The following is a 15,717-nucleotide window of genomic DNA, read 5'->3' as shown; positions in this document are numbered from 1 at the left end:
TACCGATCCGCTACAATAGAAAAGAACCGATTTCGGACCGCTGCTGATTTTTTTCAGGGTAGACATGGACACTTTTGACGCAATTTACCAGCGACGCTCGATCAAACACTATGATCCAACGCACGAGATGACCGACGAGGAAGTCCGCAAGTTGATGGACGCGGCGATTCAGTCTCCTACCTCCTTCAACATTCAGAACTGGCGGTTTGTCGTCGTCCGTGACAAAGAAACGCGCCAACGCCTGCGGGCCGCCGCCTATGGTCAAGCACAAGTCGAAGAAGCGTCGATGGTGGTCGTGCTGTGCGCCCATCTTGGTGCGCATGGACTAGAGCCGCATCGTTATTGGCGAGAATCTCCCCCAGAAATCGGTAAGAAATTAGCCAATATGCTCTTCCATCTGTACGAAGGGAACGAGCAACTCCAGCGCGATGAGGCGATGCGCAGCGTCGGGATCGCCGGGCAAACCATCATGTTGGCCGCCAAAGCAATGGGTTACGACACTTGCCCGATGGTGGGTTACGACCCCGTAAAAGTGGCCGAAGTAATCCGACTACCGGAAGAACACATCCTCGGCTACTTGATCACGATTGGCAAAGCAGTGCAGCCGGCCTGGCCGAAACCGGGCCAATTGGCGCCGGAAGAAGTAATCGTCCACGAGCACTTTCCGTAACACTCCGGCAGAGCGGCTCGTAAGCTGTAGATCCGTCACCGGGTAACTCGTGATATCAAGCGATTGCGGTTTCAAAGCGCCAAAGCCCAAGGCGGATTTCAAGAATTTGATACAAATCAGTGCGCCGAGCACAGCAATTATCAACGCAAGTTGTTTCTAAACAATGACTTACGCATTCCAATGACGGTTTAACCCGTGTTGATTAAGAGAGTGGAATTACTTTGACAATTCGGACCAGGACGGTTATCTTCTTCTCTTACGTCCCTTGATGTCGAAACTTTGGTTGCAAGTCGCACTTTAGTTTATCAGTCAAGTGACCCCGCCGATTTAACCGGTTTCCATCCGGTCCTGCCAACATTACCCCACGATCGAAGAAGGCATTTCGATCGACGAGCCAACCACCAGGGATGATCGGACGTCTTTTTCCCTTGCGTCCTGAAAAAAGACAATTCGATATCCCTGATCACGAAAACGCCAACTTTGGCTTTTTTCGCGAAACCATTGATCACACCTGCGCAATATCACTCCGTACTCACGTGCCCACCACATCAGGAGACCATCCGATGCAATGCAAGGGAAATCTGCTAAGTCGACGTAACGCGCTTACCATTGGCGCTATCGGCGGTCTTGGGCTGACACTCAGCGACATGCTCCGCCTTCGCGAAGCGCGTGCTGATCTGAAGCAATACGACAACGTCGCCGTGAAGGCGAAGAGCGTTATCCACATCTTCCTGCCGGGCGGCATGGCTCAGCAAGAGTCGTTCGACCCGAAGCCGTATTCGCCGATTGAGTACCGCGGCGAGATGGGCACAATCAAAACAAACACGGGCGAGGTCTTCAGCGAGACTTTGCCGAAAACCGCTCAAATCGCCGATAAAATCGCCGTCATCCGCTCGATGTCACACGGCGAAGCGGCTCACGAACGCGGCACGCACAATATGTTCACCGGCTACAAGCCGAGCCCGGCTCTCAATTACCCCTGCTTCGGCTCGGTAATTAGCCACGAGTACGGCCCCAAAAACAATCTGCCGCCGTACGTCTGCATCCCCAATCAACCGAACGAATTCGCAGGGACTGGCTACCTCAGCTCGTCGTTCGCGCCGTTCAGCTTGGGTAGCGATCCAGCCTCCAATGGATTCAAGGTTCGCGATTTGAGCCTGCCGGGCAATGTCGATGAAGCACGCTTCTCGCGGCGCCGTTCGGCCCTAGACGCGGTCAACGACTACTTCAAGCAGAAGAATGAATCGGACGCCGTTGGTGCGATGGACACCTTCTACGAACGAGCTTACAGCCTGATCAGCGCCCCAGAAGCCCGCGAAGCGTTCAATATCGACGCCGAAGATGCGAAGATCCGCGACGAATACGGCCGCAACACCGCCGGTCAACGCATGTTGATGGCTCGCCGCTTGGTTACCGCCGGTGTCCGCATGGTTACCCTGACTTACGGCGGTTGGGACATGCATACCAACATCAGCGGCGGCATGCGTCGATCAATGCCTGAATTCGATCAAGCCTATGCAGCTTTGATTAGCGATCTGGATCGCAACGGCCTGTTGGACGAAACCATGGTGATGGTCTCGTCAGAATTCGGTCGTACGCCGAAAGTCAATAAAGACGCCGGTCGCGATCACTGGCCAAAAGTCTTCAGCGTAGCCATGGCCGGCGGCGGTATCCGCGGCGGTCAGATTTACGGCACGTCGAACGCCACCGCCAGCGAACCAGAAACCGATGCCGTTTCGCCAGAGGACTTGGCCACCACGATGTACCACTTGATGGGCATTGTCGCCGACAAAGAGCTGATGGCCCCAGGCGGTCGACCGATTGAAATCGTCGACGGCGGCAAGGTGATCCAAGGCTTGATCGCCTAACGACATTTTGGGTCCTGCGGCCCAATTTGTAGAAAAAAAACCCTTTGGCGCGGTTGATTCTTCGTGAATCTCGCGCCAGGTGATTATGATAAATATCGCATACCCGGTGTCGCCTTAGCTCCTCAGCTGCACCGTACTCGGGGCGTTTGCGTGCCCCAATCCCACCTATTACATCGCGAACATCCTCCTTCAGAAGGTTGAAGATGAATCGCCATCGACTATTAGCGATTGCTATTTGTTTCGTCTCTGCGTCTATTCTCTCCGCCGCTGAGCCGCAATTCAGCTCCATTTCGCCGGTTGGCATGCAGCGCGGCACCGAGATCGAAGTCGACATTCGGGGAGACCGTTTGCAAGACTTTGCAGGCATGATCTTTTACACCCCTGGTTTGACTTTGAAAGAGATCAAGCCGGTCGAGGACAAAGACAAGCCCAAAAAAGCAGTCGCCGTCCTGGTCGCCGACTCAACTTGCCGCCTGGGGATGCATGCGGTCCGCGTGCGGACCGACTCTGGCATCTCGAACATGCAGACGTTCTACGTCGGCGCGCTGCCGGAGATTTCAGAAACAGAACCGAATAATGAATTTGAGGCGCCGCAACCGATCAGCATGAACGTGGTCGTCAACGGCATCGTGCAAAACGAAGACGAAGACTTCTTTGTGGTCGAAGCCAAAAAGGGACAGCGAATCATCGCTGAGCTCGAAGGGCTGCGGATTGGTCGCACCAACTATGATCCCTATCTGGCGATTCTGAACGAACAACGTTTTGAACTGGCCCGCAGCGACGATGCACCTTTGCTGTACCAGGACTGCGTTTGCTCTTTGATCGCCCCAGAGGATGGTCGATATATCCTCCAGGTTCGCGAAAGCAGCTACGGCGGCAATGGGGCCGCCAACTATCGGTTGCATGTTGGTGAATTTCCGCGACCGCTTGGCGTGTACCCCGGTGGCGGACGTCCCGGCGAAGAAGTCGAAATCACAATGGTCGGAGACGCCGGCGGAGAGACCAAAACCAAGGTAAAACTCCCCGAAAAGCCTGGCATCTTTGAGTTCTTCGCTCAAGACGACAAAGGGATCGCTCCCTCGCCCAACCGGATGCGCGTCATCGATATCCCCAACTCGCTAGAAGCAGAGCCGAATGATGCTCAAGCCCAAGCGACTCCGATGGAAGCCCCCGGCGCTGCGAACGGCACAATCGGCGGCAAAGGTGATATCGACTACTTCAAATTCACCGCCAAAAAGGGAGAGCAGTACGACATCCGAGTTTACTCGCGTGAGCCGCTTCGTTCTCCTCTGGATCCAGTAGTCAACGTTTATCGCTCCAATGGAAGCGGAGTCGGCGGCAATGACGACTCAGGCGGTCTCGACAGCTTCTACCGTTTGGCTGTCCCGGAAGATGACGAGTATTTTGTTCGCGTCATCGATCACCTGCAAAAAGGTGGCTCCGAGTTCATTTATCGTATTGAAGTCACCCGCGTCGCCCCCGCTTTGACGATGGGTGTCCCCGAAGTTCGCCAATATATCTCGCACTTTGCTGAAGTTCCGCAAGGCAATAACTACGCGTTGTTGCTGAGCGCCAAACGCGAAAACTGGGGTGGCGATCTGAAAGCTGTCCTCTCTGATCTGCCTGCTGGCGTCGAGTACGAAATCCTCGACATGAAGGGCAACCAAACCACGGTTCCGGTTCTCTTTAAAGCAGCGGCGGATGCTCCGCTTGCCAGCGCTCTGGTAAATGTGACCGGAACGCCTGTCGATGAAAACGTCAAAATCACCGGCAACATCGATCAGCGAACGCTGCTTGTGCGTGGCCAAAACAACTCTGATGTTTGGGGACATAACGCCGATCGCATGACGATGGCGGTGACCGAAAAGATTCCGTTCAAGCTAGAAATCATTCAGCCCAAAGTTCCGATCGTTCGCGACGGTTCGATGCAACTGAAGGTCAAAGCAATTCGTGAGGAAGGCTTCGATGGCGAAATCTCGCTCCGCATGCTTTACAACCCGCCCGGCATCGGATCATCCGGCTCGATCAAGATTGAAAAGGGCAAAGACGAAGCGTCGATCCCCGTGACTGCCAACGGCGGCGCCGAAATCGGCGACTGGAAGATCTGCGTTATCGGTCGCGCTGGCTATAAATCGGGCGCCGTCGAAGCGGCGACCCCGTTCGCGACGCTGACAATTTCGGATCGCTTCTTTGATTTCAATTTCGCCAAGACGGCGATGGAACAAGGAACTGAATTGCAATACGTCATCGAAGTCACCAAGAAGATTGACTTTGAAGGGGCTGCCAAGATCGAGTTGCTGGGCTTGCCCAATGGCGCCACCGCCGAACCGACCGAGATCACCAAAGACTCAACGCAAGCGGTCTTCACGGTTAAAGCGACTCCCGAGACGAAAGATGGTCGACACAAGTCGATCATGGCTCGCGCAATCATCACGCAAAACGAAGAGCCAATTACGCATACGCTCGGCGCCGGTGAGATTCGAGTCGACAAGCCGCAGCCCATGGTAGTGGCCGCCGCTCCGAAGGAAGAACCCAAAAAAGAAGAGCCGAAGAAAGAAGCCGCCCCCAAGCCGCTGACCCGCCTTGAGCAATTGCGCATGGCGAAAGAAGCGGCGAAAGCAGGCAACTAATTTTTCTTTGGCTAACACACATACAGCTTCCCCCCGGAAGCGATTTCAGACTAGGAGATTTGCTGTGAAACGAATGACAGCCTCAGGGATGTTCGCCCTTGCGATAACCGTCGGGATGGCCTCCCTGGCCATCGCCGAGTCCGAGATCGTCAAGATCGACGTCTATCCCGAGTCGGCCGAATTGTTGACATCGCGTGATCTGCAAAACTTCGTCGTGCGAGCGACACGAGCTGACGATGTCACGATTGACGTGACCAGCGAAGCGAAGTGGTCAATCGGCGACGCCAAGATCGCCAAGCTACAAGGGACATCGCTGTTGCCGGTCGCTGATGGTGAGACCAAACTGACCGTCGAGTACTCTGGCTTTAAGTCAGAAGTACCGGTCAAGGTCGAAAAAGCCACAGCCGAACGTGCAATCAGTTTCAAACAAGATGTGATGCCGGTCTTCATGCGATCCGGCTGTAATACTGGCAGTTGCCACGGCGCTGCCCGCGGCAAAGATGGCTTTCGTCTCTCGCTCTTTGGTTTTGATCCCAATGGGGACTATGATCGCGTCACCCGCGAACTGGCCTCGCGTCGCATCAACCTGGCCGTTCCTGAAGCGAGCTTGTTGATCGAAAAGTCGATCGGCGCCGTTCCGCATACCGGCGGCAAGTTGTTTGATAAAGACTCTGAATATTACGCCACGATGTTACGCTGGTTAGAAACAGGGGCACAACGTGACTCCAGTGAACCGCCGGCTTGCGAAAAGATCGAGATCTATCCTCCCAAAGCAGTCTTGGAAGGGGAGGGCGCCAAACAGCAGTTTATCGTCAAAGCCTTTTACGCCGACGGTTCGACGCGCGACATCACCGACCTCGCGGTCTTCCTGACCAGCAACGATAACTCGGTGCCGGTGGGCAAAGACGGCATGGCGACCGCCGCCAATCGTGGTGAAGCGTTCGTCATGGCTCGCTTTGATACGCACACGGTCGGCAGCCAGGTCATCGTGCTGCCGAAAGACCTGAACTACGAAAAACCCGCGATCACTGGCAACTACATTGACGAACTAGTCGGCGCCAAGTTGCACAAGCTGCGGATTACTCCTAGTGGACTTTGCACTGACGAAGAGTATCTCCGACGCGCCTCGATTGACATCACCGGACAATTGCCGAGTGAGGAAGACTACGCTGAGTTCATGGCCGATTCGTCGGCTGACAAGCGAATGAAGCTAGTCGATCGTCTGCTGGAGCGAAAAGAATTTGCCGAAATCTGGGCGATGAAATGGGCCCAGTTGCTGATGATTAAGAGCACCAACAACCAAGTCAGCTACAAATCGGCCTTCCTGTACAACAGTTGGCTGCAAGAGAAGATCGCCAACGGCGTGCCGTTGGACGAGATGGTTCGTGAATTGCTTAGCGCGACCGGCGGCACCTTTAGTAATCCTCCGACCAACTTTTATCAGGTCGAAAGAGACACGCTGAAGACCGCCGAAAATGTTGCCCAAGTCTTTATGGGGATTCGTACCCAGTGTGCCCAGTGTCATAACCATCCGTTCGATCGTTGGACGATGGACGATTACTACAGCTTCGCCGCCTTCTTCGCTCAAGTCGGTCGCAAAGGCGCCGAAGATGAACGCGAACAGATCATCTTTGATCGACAAGGGGGCGACGTCCGCCACTTGGTCGACAACCGCGTCATGCAGCCTAAGTTCCTAGGTGGTGAACAGCCGGATGTGAAAGGTCGCGATCGTCGCGAAGTCCTCGCTCAGTGGCTTACCTCGCCAGAAAACCCCTTCTTCGCCACCAACACGGCGAACCGAATCTGGGATCACTTCTTTGGGGTCGGTATTATTGATCCCGTGGACGACATCCGCGTTAGCAATCCGGCCAGCAATCCAGAACTGCTGGAAGCCTTGTCGTCCAAGCTGATCGAATACAAGTACGACTTCAAAAAGCTGGTCCGTGACGTCTGTGCATCGAACGCCTATCAACGGTCAACTTTGCCGAATGACAACAACAAGACGGACACCAAGAACTTCGCCTACTCGCAGGTTCGCCGCATTCCGGCCGAGCAATTGCTGGACTGCATCAGCCAGTCGACAGAAACCAAGGACAAGTTCAAGGGTCTGCCGCTCGGCGCCCGAGCAGTTCAGATTGCGGATGGTCAAACTTCCACCTACTTCCTGACGACCTTTGGTCGTGCTGAGCGGGTCACCGTGTGTGCCTGCGAAGCGAAGACTTCCCCCACACTCTCGCAAGCCTTGCACATGCTGAACGGCGATGCGACCCAAGGGAAGATATCCCAAGGCAAACTGGTCAGCACTTGGCTGAACGAAGAAAAGCTAACGCCTGAGCAAGCAATGGAGAATATTTACATCCGTTGCCTAAGTCGAAAGCCGACCGACGAAGAAAAGATTCGCCTTATGGCGGTGATTGATCAAGATGAGAATAAGCAGCAAGCCTTGGAAGATATCTTCTGGGCGGTGTTGAACTCGCGAGAGTTCCTGTTTAACCACTAAACTCGATACCACCAAACGCAATATCGTATCTAGCGGCGACGCCTGGTCGCCGCTAGTCGATTTCCTGCCTCGCTCCCTTCCGATGCTATCCCGCAATGAAAAAAATCTTCACCATCGCGATGCTGTTGCTGGTCACCGCTCCGTTGGCCGCGCAAGAGAAGCCTGCCACCGCCAAGATCACTTACGACGATCACGTGCGAGCAATCTTCCGTGAGCATTGTTTCTCTTGCCATAACCAGTCCGAGGCTAAAGGTGGTCTGGCGCTTGACTCGTTCGGTAAGACGATGGAAGGGGGTTCTAGCGGCGGAGTCATCGAACCGCAAGATATCGAAAGCTCGCGATTGTGGGACTTGGTCGCGCATATCGACTCTCCCAAGATGCCACCCAATCAAGACAAGCTGCCGCAACCGAAGCTTGACTTAATCAAATCCTGGATCGAACTAGGCGCGTTAGAAAACAGCGGCTCCACCGCGAAAAAATCGAACAAGCCCAGCCTCAAGATGGCCGGCCCGACCACCACCGGCAAACCGGAAGGTCCGGCGGCAATGCCCGAAAACGTTTGGCGTCAACCGGTGATCTACACGGATCGCGCCTCAGCGGTTTCCGCAATCGCCACCAGCCCTTGGGCGCCACTGGCGGCCGTTGCTGGACAAAAGCAGATTTCCCTCTACAACACCGATACTGCTCAATTGACCGCGATTTTTCCGTATCCAGAAGGGATCGCCCATATCCTCCGCTTCAGTCGCAACGGCGAACTGCTACTCGCAGGCGGCGGTCGCGGCGGTCATTCTGGCACGGTTGTGCTATACGAAGTCCGCACCGGCAAACGCTTGATGACTCTCGGCGATGAGCTTGATGTCGTGCTGGCCGCTGATATCAATCCCAGCCTCACCCGCGTTGCACTGGGGGGGCCGCAAAAGATTGTTCGCATCTATTCGACCGAAGATGGCTCGCTACTGCATGAGATCAAAAAGCACACCGATTGGGTCACGGCAATCGAATATAGCCCCGATGGCGTTCTCCTCGCGACCGCCGATCGAGCCAACGGTCTCTTTGTGTGGGAAGCGGACGCAGCCCAGGAATACTTGAACCTGCAAGGTCACAAAGACGTGATCACCGCCGTCAGCTGGCGCGGTGACTCCAATGTTCTAGCTTCGGCCAGCGAAGACCGGAGCGTTAAACTGTGGGAAATGAATGAAGGCAAAACGATCAAATCGTTCGACGCCCACGGCGGCGGAACCGAATGCGTCCGCTTTGGCCAAGACGGACGTCTCGCCACGGCGGGTCGTGATCGCGTCGCCAAGGTCTTTAGCGGCGACGGCAAAGAAGAAAAGAAGTCGCCCGAGTGTGGCGACATCGCCCTAGAATCCGTTTTGACTTACGACGGCAAACGATTGATCGTCGGCGATTGGAACGGAATCGTCCGGCTGTTTGATCTTGAGAAGATGGAAGAAGTGGCCCAGTTGCCGCCAAATCCGCCGACTTACGAAATGCAAATCGCGACCCAACAAACCGCGCAAACCACCGCCAAAGCCAAGGCCGACGAAGCGGCGGCTCAACTCGATGCGGCCATTAAAGCGGTTGCCGACAAGCAAGCCCAGCAAACCGCCAATGCCGAAACTATGGCTCGCTTGCAAAAAGAAATCGCCGATTTCGCCGCCAACACGCAAAAGGCGGATGGCGAAAAGAATGCCCAGATCGCTGCGATTAAGCAAAACGCCGACAAGCAAAAGTCGCTAGAAGACTCGATCAACAAGCTAAACCAAGAACTAGCCCAAGCCGTCAAGTCAGTTCAAGCTGCTCAAGAAAAATCAAAAGCCGCCGCAGACCAACTCACGAAGCGGCAAGCCGAATTGAAGACCGCTCAAGCAGCGCTCGTCACGGCAACGCAACAAACCTCCGCGGCAACCCAAAAAGAAGCAACCGCCAAGGCCGACGCGACCAAAGCAACCGAAGCCGCTACGCAAGCCGCCGCAGCCCTGAAGACGGCGGAAGAGCAACTCGCTTCGGCGGCGGAGGCCGACAAAGAAGCGGTCAACCAAACGGTTGCTGAGAGTCGCAAAGCGGCCGACGCCGCTAAGATTGCGGCCGACCAAGCGATCCAACAAGCAACGGCCGCGACAGCTGACGTCGCCAAACTAACCAAAGAAGTAGAAGCCCAAACAGCAGCGATCCCCCAGCTAGAAACTCTCATCGCCGCCGATGACGCCGAAGTAAAAAAGCAAACTGCCGAAGCCCAGCGTCTCGATGGTGAACGTCAACAAAAGGCGGATGCCGTCGCCAAATCGAAAGCCGAGCTTGAGACGGTCAAACAAGCAATCGCCGTAGCCCAGGCCAAGCAAAAAGAACTTGAAGCCGCGATCGCAAACTACTCCAAAGAGACGCAGCAGCGCCAAGCGGCGATGAAGCAAACCGAGGAAGCCAAAGCCAAACTAGCGACCGAACTGGCCGAGCTCGAAAAGCAAAAGGGGGAACGTGCTGCTGCTGTTGAAGCGACCAAACAATTGCTCGCCAACGTCGAAGCTACGCTCACCCAACTCAAGACGGAAGCGGCCGCATACGCCGCTCAGTCGCAGCAAGTTTCTGCAGATGCGGCAGCACCCGCCGAAACGCAAGTCTCAGAGGTCGCCAAGTAGCTTTCTGAACGAGAAAGCTACTCTGCATAACTAGCCACTTAATACTTGACCACACTTTGCGTCCCTTCATGGGGACGCAATTTTTTTAGGGTCGCCTCCGCTTCGATCGCCAGCATGCGAATGTCGCTTCCTACGGCGATAAACTGCATCCCTTGCCCGGCGCGAAGCAGCGCCTCCTCAGCCGACATCACATGTATGCCGGTTGGCGTGCCGACATCTTTGCCGATCGAGATCACCTCTTGAATTAGCGTTTCATGCCCAGACGGTGTCGGCTGGGGATTCTCCACCGTCTTCATTTGCGCCCACAGATCATTGGGGCCAATAAAGATGGCGTCACAGCCTGGCAACGTATAGATCGCTTTTGCATTGGCGACGCCGCGGGGGCTTTCGGTCTGCAGGATCACCAGGATCTCGTCATTCGCGTGTGCGAAGTAGTCATCCGGAGTCGCATCAAAATTTAACGAATGCATCCCGCCGCCGACGCTACGATCTCCCAGCGGCGGATACTTGGCCGCCGCAATTGCCGCTTTTGCTTGCTCGACCGTATCGATCATCGGCACGACAATACCCCATGCGCCGGCGTCGAGCACCCGCTTGATCAGGTCATGATCGCCGCGAGGGACGCGGGCCAGTGGAACGCCGCCGGCGTCCGCAACGGCGCCAAAGATAATCGCCGCTTGCGACCAATCGATCGGCGAATGCTCTAGATCCAACGTTAGCCAATCCCACGGCATCCGCGCCAACGTGCGTGTCGCGTAGTAATCGCCCAACGAAAGCCAGGTGCCAAAGGTGGGCTGACCGCTTCTCAGCTTCTGTTTAACCGGATTTGTACGCATAATCGGTCTATCCGTTACGATAAGGAATGGGAAAAAGGAAGTGTTTCACATTGGCTGAAGCGTCGCAAGCGCACCACGTTTTTTCGGGTTCGCGCTGTGAGAAGCTATAATTGCAGAATTCGCCCGAAAATCCGCACGATTCGAGGAACACGATCATGCATCGCCCCTCCATGCCGCTCCTCTTGTTGCCGCTGCTCTTGCTGGGAATCGCCTGCCCATTGGCGGCCGAAGATCCAGCCGTCACCGCGCGACGTCAAATGGTGGAAGAAGCAGTCATTGCCAACGGCGTCACGGACCAGCGTGTCATCCAGTCGCTGATGGACACGCCGCGGCATGAATTTGTCGCCTACAAATATCGCTCGCAAGCCTATTTTGATATGGCGCTGCCGATCGGCGGTCAACAGACGATCTCGTCACCGTTTATTGTCGCTTACATGACTGAAACGCTCGAACCCCAGCCAGAAGACAAAGTGCTCGAAATCGGCACCGGCAGTGGTTTTCAAGCGGCGGTGCTCAGTCCGCTGGTCAAGGACGTCTATTCCATCGAGATCGTGCCCGAACTGGGCCGTAGTGCGGCTCGAACGCTGCGTCGGCTGGGCTACGACAACGTCCATACAAAAATTGGTGATGGCTACAAAGGTTGGGCCGAGCATGCTCCGTTTGACAAGATCATTGTGACCTGCTCCCCCGAAAAGCCGCCGCAACCGCTGATTGATCAACTGCGTGAAGGGGGCCGCATGGTGATTCCGGTCGGCGAACGCTACCAGCAAGTGCTGTACTTGTTCACCAAGCAGGATGGCAAGCTAGTCGCCGAAGCGCTCCGCCCTACGTTGTTTGTGCCGATGACCGGTACTGCCGAGGACAACCGCGAGGTCAAACCTGACCCGCTGCATCCGACCGCAGCCAACGGCGACTTTGAAGCCGAGTTGCAAGAGCATGACCAGATGGCCGGCTGGTACTATCAACGGCAGTTTGAGCTGGTCGAAGAGGATTCGGCGCCGCAGGGTAAACGGTTTGTTCGCTTTCAAAACAGCGATCTCGGCCGGGCCTCGATGGCGCTGCAAGGTTTCGGCGTCGACGGCGAAAGGGTTCATCGGCTGCAAATCACAGCCTGGGTCAAAACCAACAATATCAAGCTGGGGCTCGATCGCCGCGAAGCGCCGATGATCGCCGTCACCTTCTATGATGCGGCTCGCCGCGATGTGGGTCGCGGGGTCGTGGGGCCGTTTCTGCAGGACAGCGACTGGAGCCAGATGAATGACATAATCCGAGTCCCCCCCACTGCGCGGGAAGCTCTGCTGCGCATCGGTTTGTTTGGGGCGACCGGAGAAGTCTGCTTTGATGATGTGCAGATGACCCCCCTTGCGGATTAATTCGCACTAAAATGCCACAAAATGTCAGGAGCGGGGGATTTGTGTAGTATGTCCCCCATTCTCAAGATTCTCGCTGATCGTCAAATTTTACCTATTCTGCTTGAACTACGGTCAGAGCATGTTATGTTCGAGTGACAGCTGCTGGCGCCGCCAGAGCTATCTAAGTCGGTAGGACAACGTTCAGACGCTTTAGGAGATACAGTAAGATGGCGAGGCTCGGACACAAGGCGGCTGCTATGGCCGCAGTAATGGCGATGGGATTGATGTCAACTTCGGTGCAAGCCGGTTGGCACGGTTCATGGGGTTCCAGCGGCGGTAGCTCAGGCAGCTGGGGTGGTTCCAGCGGCGGCAGCTCCGGTAGCTGGGGCGGTTACTATGGTGGCGGCAGCTCAGGCTCGAGCGGCAGCTACTATTCCAGCGGCGGCAGCTCGGGTTCGAGCGGCAGCTACTACTCCAGCGGCGGTAGCTCTGGCTCTTCCGGCGGCGGTTTGTTCAGCCGTTTGATGAATCATCACCGCGCTCACAAGTATTCTCGCAACTATTACTCGAGCGGCGGAAGCTCGGGCGGTTCGAGCGGTGGTAGCTCGGGCACAACCTACGGTAGCAGCGGTGGTTCGAGCGGCGGAAGCTCCGGCACGACCTACGGCGGCAGCTACTACTACGAAGCTCCTTCGACGCCTGACTCTCAGCTGATGCCGGCTGCTCCGTCCTCCCCGATGGATGCAGTGCCGACTCCGATGACCAGCGCTCAAAGCGATGCCGTCATCAACGTCGAGGTTCCTTCGGACGTCAAAATCTTTGTCAACGGCAAAGAAACCACAAGCGAAGGGCTCCAACGCCGTTTCGTCTCGCGGAACCTGATGCCGGGCTTCAAGTACGTCTACCAACTGCGTGCCGAAACGGTCCGCAACGGCAAGACCGTCGTGGAAACCAAAGAAGTCCAACTCGGTGGCGGTGATTCGGCCAACTTGTCGTTTGAGTTTAACGGCTCGAGCGAACAACCCCAGGTCGCCAGCGATCCGGTTGACACCAAGCTGACGCTGCACGTTCCTGCCAACGCCAAAGTGTCGCTGGCTGGTAACGATACCGCTTCGAGTGGTGAAGTTCGCACCTACAACACCAACGCCCTGAAAAATGGCGCCGTGTGGAATGACTACCGCATCCTGGTTACCGTCACCAAAGACGGTCGTGAAATCACCAAAGAGAAGGTGATCACCCTCGCTGCCGGTGACGTTCGCGACATCAGCTTTGATTTTGACTCGACCGAACTCGCTTCGGCCAAGTAGTCGATACGATTCACGGATCGTCAATACAAACCATAAGACCCTCGCAGTCGGCCTTTCCGCTGCGAGGGTCTCTTTTTGCGCTCGGCGGGAAAATTTGACGGCCCTGGTCGATAAAATGCGTGTCGCAGCTTTCTATTTGCTCCACGAATCCCCCGCATAAACCGTTCGCCATGGCGAAGCTCAGCCGAACAGCCAAAGCCCCCGTCACCGCCAAGCCGGAGATCGCGGCCAACACGCCGTCACCGGCCGTGCAACCGCGTATCGTCTGGAGCGGCGCCGTCCGCGGCTGGGTGAGCGTGCTCGTGCTGCTGCATGTCTCAGCGCTCTTTGTCGGGCCGTGGGCATCTCCTCCTCCTTCCAGTTATTTATCACGGCAAGTCGAACTGCTGTATGAGCCTTACTTAAGGGCGACTTTCCTCAAAGATCACGGCTACCGTTTTTTCGCTCCCAATCCCGGTGCAAGTCACTTGGTTCGATACGAGCTGTTAGACGACTCCGGAGCCAAAATCGGAGAAGGGCGGTTCCCAAATCTTGAAGTCCATTGGCCACGACTTTTGTACCATCGTCACTTCATGATCAGCGAGTCGCTAAACAACGTCACTAGCATTCCACCACAAGGTCCGCCGCCGGAGGCTCCGCCAGAAGCACGGGCCGGTTACGAAACCGCCGCTCGTCTGCGCGACTCTTATTTGGCGTCAGTCGGCCGCTATTTGCTGGAAGAAAACAATGCGGCTCAGGTCAAGTTGTTTCTGGTTGAACATGGAATCCCGCACCCAGTGGATGTCGCCGAAGGTATGCCGCTCTCGGATCCATCGCTCTACAACGAACGAGAGCTTGGAGTCTACAAGCGTGATGAGGAACTAAAGCAACCTTCGGCGCCTGCCAAAACTTCGGCGCCTGCGATATTAGCCGCTCCTCCGGTCCAGGCAGAAGAAATATGATTCGCGAATATCTGCACGAACTTTATCGCGGCGTCATTGACGGCTGGAATCGCTTTTGGTTCACGCCGACCGATCCGGCCACGCTCGGACTGATTCGGCTGCTGGGTGGTGCGATGATCTTTTATACGCATTTGGTTTGGTCCCTTGATCTGAACGGTTTTTTGGGTGCTGGCGGTCGCATGTCGCATGACTTGTCGAGTCGCATGCAAGGACAAAGCCCGTTCGCGTGGAGCTACTTGCCGTTGGTCGACGGTTCGCCTGCGTTGCTGTGGACCACCCATATTATTGCGCTCATCATCTTGCTGATGTTTGCCGTCGGCCTGTTCACGCGGACCACCGGCGTCCTGGCGTTTATTATCACCGTCAGCTACGCGCATCGCGTGCCGGGCGCCTTGTTCGGTCTCGATCAAATCAACGGTCTGCTAATCATGTACTTGATGTTGGGCGCAGCCGGCGAAGCTTATAGCCTGGATCATTGGCTTAAGCGTCGCCGCAACGTTCGGATGGATGGCCCTCCGCTCAGCACAGTCGCCAACATCTCGATTCGCCTGATTCAAATTCATATGTGCATCATCTATATGTTCGCCGGCATGAGCAAACTTGGCGGCGAAACCTGGTGGGATGGTTCGGCCATGTGGGGCGCTCTGGCGAATTCTGAATATCAATCGCTCGACATGACCTGGCTCGCCGCTTATCCGCTGGTGATCAATGCGCTGACACAAATCAGCGTCGCCTGGGAGCTCTCTTACACATTCTTGGTTTGGCCCCGCCTGACTCGTCCACTGGTCATCGGCATGGCGATCCCGCTTCACCTGGGCATTGCGATCTGCATGGGGATGGTCACCTTCGGCCTAGCGATGCTGATCGCCAACATGGCGTTTGTCTCGCCATGGATTATCCGCCGGCTAGAACAGGGGATCCGAGAACGATTTCGCCCCACAACACCTGAGCCCGCTGTCGCCTAGGCTTCAGACCGC

General features: G+C 55.9%; 10 protein-coding genes. 9 read left to right on the top strand and 1 reads right to left on the bottom strand.

The window, feature by feature from the left end:
• Window positions 1-64: 64 nt before the first annotated feature.
• From SH421x_RS08770 to SH421x_RS08750, 5 genes are all read left to right on the top strand, one after another.
• Complete coding sequence (locus SH421x_RS08770; RefSeq protein WP_488855044.1) at window positions 65-670, top strand: nitroreductase family protein; 606 nt, start codon at window positions 65-67, stop codon at window positions 668-670.
• Window positions 671-1,233: 563 nt separating this feature from the next.
• Window positions 1,234-2,538 (top strand): DUF1501 domain-containing protein, encoded by a 1,305-nt coding sequence (locus SH421x_RS08765; protein ID WP_488855043.1) that lies wholly within the window; start codon window positions 1,234-1,236, stop codon window positions 2,536-2,538.
• A 203-nt stretch (window positions 2,539-2,741) separates the two neighbouring features.
• Window positions 2,742-5,168, top strand: a complete 2,427-nt coding sequence (locus SH421x_RS08760) for a PPC domain-containing protein (RefSeq protein WP_488855042.1) — start codon at window positions 2,742-2,744, stop codon at window positions 5,166-5,168.
• Between the two features lie 73 nt (window positions 5,169-5,241).
• Window positions 5,242-7,668 (top strand): DUF1549 and DUF1553 domain-containing protein, encoded by a 2,427-nt coding sequence (locus SH421x_RS08755; protein ID WP_488856422.1) that lies wholly within the window; start codon window positions 5,242-5,244, stop codon window positions 7,666-7,668.
• A 95-nt stretch (window positions 7,669-7,763) separates the two neighbouring features.
• Window positions 7,764-10,304 carry a c-type cytochrome domain-containing protein gene (locus SH421x_RS08750; RefSeq protein WP_488855041.1) on the top strand — a complete coding sequence of 847 codons (2,541 nt, stop codon included), beginning with the start codon at window positions 7,764-7,766 and terminating at the stop codon, window positions 10,302-10,304.
• Between the two features lie 38 nt (window positions 10,305-10,342).
• Here the strand turns inward: SH421x_RS08750 and SH421x_RS08745 are convergent, their stop codons facing one another.
• Window positions 10,343-11,140, bottom strand: a complete 798-nt coding sequence (locus SH421x_RS08745) for an HpcH/HpaI aldolase family protein (protein ID WP_488855040.1) — start codon at window positions 11,138-11,140, stop codon at window positions 10,343-10,345.
• Window positions 11,141-11,295: 155 nt separating this feature from the next.
• Between SH421x_RS08745 and SH421x_RS08740 the strand changes: the two genes are divergently transcribed.
• The 4 genes from SH421x_RS08740 to SH421x_RS08725 all read left to right on the top strand — a co-directional run bounded on the left by SH421x_RS08740 (window position 11,296) and on the right by SH421x_RS08725 (window position 15,705).
• Window positions 11,296-12,513: a protein-L-isoaspartate(D-aspartate) O-methyltransferase gene (locus SH421x_RS08740; RefSeq protein ID WP_488855039.1), complete on the top strand. Its 1,218-nt coding sequence runs from the start codon at window positions 11,296-11,298 to the stop codon at window positions 12,511-12,513.
• A 236-nt stretch (window positions 12,514-12,749) separates the two neighbouring features.
• A complete protein-coding gene (locus SH421x_RS08735) occupies window positions 12,750-13,799 on the top strand; it encodes a TIGR03000 domain-containing protein (RefSeq protein WP_488855038.1) in 1,050 nt (349 codons plus the stop codon).
• A 170-nt stretch (window positions 13,800-13,969) separates the two neighbouring features.
• Window positions 13,970-14,740, top strand: coding sequence for a hypothetical protein (locus SH421x_RS08730; protein WP_488855037.1), 771 nt, complete (start codon window positions 13,970-13,972; stop codon window positions 14,738-14,740).
• Complete coding sequence (locus tag SH421x_RS08725; protein WP_488855036.1) at window positions 14,737-15,705, top strand: HTTM domain-containing protein; 969 nt, start codon at window positions 14,737-14,739, stop codon at window positions 15,703-15,705. The genes SH421x_RS08730 and SH421x_RS08725 overlap by 4 nt, the downstream gene beginning before the upstream one ends.
• Window positions 15,706-15,717 lie beyond the last annotated feature (12 nt).

This window comes from Blastopirellula sp. SH421 (assembly GCF_057808535.1).
This window is presented reverse-complemented; position numbering and strand designations above follow the sequence as displayed.